The organism is Streptomyces sp. NPDC048434 (assembly GCF_043200375.1).
In the GTDB taxonomy this organism is placed as follows: Bacteria; Actinomycetota; Actinomycetes; order Streptomycetales; family Streptomycetaceae; genus Streptomyces.
The window spans coordinates 1-4,133 of sequence record NZ_JBICXQ010000077.1; the positions used below are offsets into that span (position 1 = coordinate 1).

1 protein-coding gene is annotated in these 4,133 nt (G+C 70.2%); it reads left to right on the plus strand.

From position 1 onward, the window contains the following. Window positions 1-4,133, plus strand: a 4,133-nt coding sequence (locus ACGFWI_RS38805; protein WP_393910774.1) for a beta-ketoacyl synthase N-terminal-like domain-containing protein, incomplete at both ends; no start/stop codon positions are given.

Below are 4,133 nucleotides of genomic sequence, written 5' to 3' on the forward strand. Positions count from 1 at the left end.
GAGACGGCGCTGCGTGCGCTGGCTGGTCTGTATGCGGCTGGTGTGGAGGTGGACTGGGCCGCGGTGACCGCCGACGAGGGTCGGGCGGTGAAGGTTGCTCTGCCGACGTATCCGTTCCAGCGTCAGCACTACTGGCCGAAGGCCGCCGCTGCGGGCGATCACGACGGCGACTCAGCCGATGGCGAGTTCTGGCAGGCGATCGAGAGCAACGACGTCGAGGCACTCGCCGGAGTACTCGGCCTGACCGCAGAGCGTTCGGTGGTCGAATCGCTGATGCCGGCGCTCTCCGGCCTGCGGCAGCGGCAGCGCAGTCGTGCGAAGTTCAACTCGCAGCTGTACCGGGTGGCGTGGGAACCGGTGACCGCGGAGATGCGACCGGCGGTCAGCGGTAGCCGGCTGGTCCTCGTCCCCCCGGGATTCGCTGATGAGAGGGTCGCTGCCGAGGTGGTGGAGGCGCTGTCCGCCGACGGCGGCGTGGTCCACCGTCTTCAGGCCGACCCGTCGCAGGTCGGCGCCCTGCTGGGTGAGCGCTACCCTGACGCCGTCGGCGTGGTCTCCTTCCTGCCCCCTGGACAGCCGATCGTCGACGGCGTCCCGGTGTGGAACGCCACGGTCGAGGCAGTACCTGCTGAGCCGGCCGACCGGCCCGGCGACCCGCGGCAGTCCGCGATCTGGGATCGGCCGTCGATGGCGGGCGGCCGCGGCGGATGTCTTGACCTGCCCCGAACGTGGGACGCCACCACCCAAGGCCTGCTGCGCGCCGTGCTCGGCGGCCGGTACAGCGAGGACCGGCTCGCACTGCGCACGGCGGGAGTGTTCGCGAGGAAGGTGCGCGTCGCACCCATCGACGCCGACACGTCACGGTTGCCGTGGCAGCCGACGGGCAAGGTCCTGCTGGCCGGTGACGACAGCGGCCCGCTCGCCGCGGCAATCACCCGATGGCTGACGGCTGCGGGCGCCGAGGCCGTCCGGGGAACGGACCTGCCCCAGGACGCCACCGCGGTCGTCTGCCTGCCGGACGAACAGGCCGGGGCACAGGACATCGAGGCGCTGCTCCGCCTGCATGACCGGACCGTCGACCGCGATCTGTCGGCGTTCGTCGTGATCTCCCACGCCGGCGCCCAGCTCGGGGTCGAGCAGGACGCGGACAAGCGTGCCTACAGTGCCTTCGCCGACGCGCTGGTGAGCCTGCGCTGGGCAGAAGGCCGCGCGGCCACCTCCATCGCCTGGCACGGTGCCGGCGCTGGAGCCGTCGACGGCCTGCGTCACACCGACCCGGACGACCTGGCCGAAGTACTTACCTGGGCCGTGGGACACGACGACGCATGCGTCGTCATCGCGGACCTCACCGATGAGCTGCGGTCCACCATCCTGAGCGGATCACGCCATGAGGTGACGCCGGCCCAGAACGATGGCGCTCAGGCAACCGGCTTGTCGGGGGCCGACGGTGAGCGTCAGCTCGCCCGCCTGGTCTTGACCCTTGCCGCCGAGGTACTCGGTCATGACGGGCCGCAGGATGTCGACGCCGACCGGAGCTTCCGCGAGCAGGGCTTCGACTCCTACAGCGCGCTCGACCTCCGCAACCGGCTGATGACCGCCACCGCACTGCAGCTGCCCGCCACCGTCCTGTTCGACCATCCGACACCGACAGCGCTGGTGGCCTACCTGCGGCAGCAGCTGACCGGTGAGCAAGAGGCCCTGCGGGAAACGCCTGCCGCAGTTGCGCGGATGCAGGAGCCGGTGGTGATCGTGGGGATGGGTTGCCGGTTCCCGGGCGGGGTCGAGGACCCGGAGGGTTTCTGGCGGTTGATCGCCGGAGGGACCGACGCGATGTCGGGGTTCCCGGCGAACCGGGACTGGGACTTGGAGAGCTTGGACGGCTCCGATTCCGGTGCTGCGGGCGCTGCCTTTGCCCGGGTGGGTGGTTTCCTGGATGGTGCTGGTGATTTCGATGCGGAGTTCTTCGGGATCAGTCCGCGTGAGGCGTTGGGGATGGATCCCCAGCAGCGGTTGTTGCTGGAGACGTGCTGGGAGGCGCTGGAGGACGCGGGCATTGCCCCGGGTTCGCTGCGTGGCACCGACACCGGGGTTTACGCCGGGATCACCGCGCTGGGGTACCGGGTTGGTGAGCAGGACGGTGCCGGTGGCTTCGGGATAACCGGGACCACGGCGAGTGTGGCGTCGGGCCGGGTGGCGTACTCGCTGGGGCTGCAGGGTCCCGCAGTGTCGGTGGACACGGCGTGTTCCTCGTCGCTGACGGCGATTCACCTTGCGGCGCAGGCGCTGCGGTCCGGGGAGTGCGGGATCGCGTTGGCCGGTGGCGTAACGGTGATGCCCAACCCGGAGATGTTCACGGAGTTCGCGCGGCAGCGGGGGTTGGCTGGCGATGGCCGGTGCAAGCCGTTCGCGGAGGCGGCCGACGGCACCGGGTGGGGTGAGGGTGTCGGTGTCCTGGTTCTGGAGCGGTTGTCGGATGCGCGTGCTCGTGGGCACCGGGTGTTGGCGGTTGTGGCGGGTAGTGCGGTCAACCAGGACGGGGCGAGTAATGGTCTGTCGGCGCCGAATGGTCCGTCGCAGCAGCGGGTGATCCGGGCTGCGTTGGCGAGCGCAAGGTTGGAGCCGGGTGATGTTGATGTGGTGGAGGCGCATGGCACCGGTACCGCATTGGGTGACCCGATCGAGGCGCAGGCGCTGCTGGCGACCTATGGTCAGGATCGGCCGGAGGGCCGGCCGTTGTTGCTGGGGTCGGTGAAGTCGAATATCGGTCACACGCAGGCGGCTGCCGGTGTGGCCAGTGTGATCAAGATGGTGCAGGCGATGCGCCATGGGATGCTGCCTCAGACGCTGCACGTGGACGCTCCGTCCTCGCATGTGGACTGGTCGGCCGGGGCGGTGGAACTGCTGACGGCGCCTCGCGAGTGGCTTGAGGGTTCCGGTCCGCGGCGGGCTGGTGTGTCGGGTTTCGGGATCAGCGGCACCAATGTGCACGTCATTCTTGAGCAGCCTGCCCAGGACGACCTGGAGACTAGGGCCGGGCTGGAGTCTGCGGGTCCGGTGGCGTGGGTGTTGTCGGCGCGGTCCGGTGCGGCGCTGGCTGCGCAGGCGGGTCGGTTGGCGGAGTTCGTGGCTGATCGTCCGGAGGTCGCGGTCGGGGATGTGGCGTTGTCGTTGGCGGTGACGCGGACGACGGCGTTCTCGCACCGGTTGGCGGTGGTTGGCCAGGATCGTGGCCAGCTGCTGGAGGGCCTGACGGCGGCTGCTGCGGGGCAGGAGGCGCCTGGTGTGGTGAGCGGGAGCGTTGGTTCGTTGTCGGTGTCGCGGCCGGTGTTTGTGTTCGCGGGTCAGGGTGCGCAGTGGGCTGGGATGGGCCTGCAGTTGTGGGACGAGGAGCCGGTGTTCGCGGCGTCGATGGAGCGCTGTGAGCAGGCGTTGGCGTCGTTCGTCGGCTGGCGGTTGCGTGAGGTGTTGGGCGATGCGGAGTTGTTGGCGCGGGTGGATGTGGTCCAGCCGGCGTCGTGGGCGGTGATGGTGAGTCTGGCCGAGCTGTGGCGGGCTTGCGGCGTGGAGCCCGCCGCTGTGGCCGGTCACAGTCAGGGCGAGATCGCCGCGGCGTGTGTCGCGGGCGGCCTGTCCCTGGAGGACGGCGCGCGGGTTGTGGCGTTGCGCAGTCGGGCGTTGGCCGGGCTGGCGGGTACGGGCGGGATGGTGTCGGTGCCCGCCGGACTGGACGAGGTACGGGAGTGGATCTCCCGCTGGGGCCAGGATCTGTCAGTGGCGGCGGTGAATGGCCCCCGGCAGGTCGTGGTGGCCGGTGCCGCGCAGGCATGCGTTGAGTTCGCGGAGGCTTACGCGGATCGCGGTGCTCGGCGGATCGCGGTGGACTACGCGTCCCACACCGCGCATGTCGAGGCGGTCAGGGAGCGTCTGGCCGAGGACCTGGCCGGAGTGTCTGCTGGCAGTAGCCCGGTGCCGTTCTGCTCCACGCTTGAGGCCCGCGTGGTGGATACCGCCGAGCTGGATGGCGGGTACTGGTACCGGAATCTGCGTCAGACGGTGCGGTTCGGTGAGGTCGTTGCCGAGCTGGCGGCGGAGGGTCACCGGGTGTTCGTGGAGGTCAGTCCGCATCCGGTGCT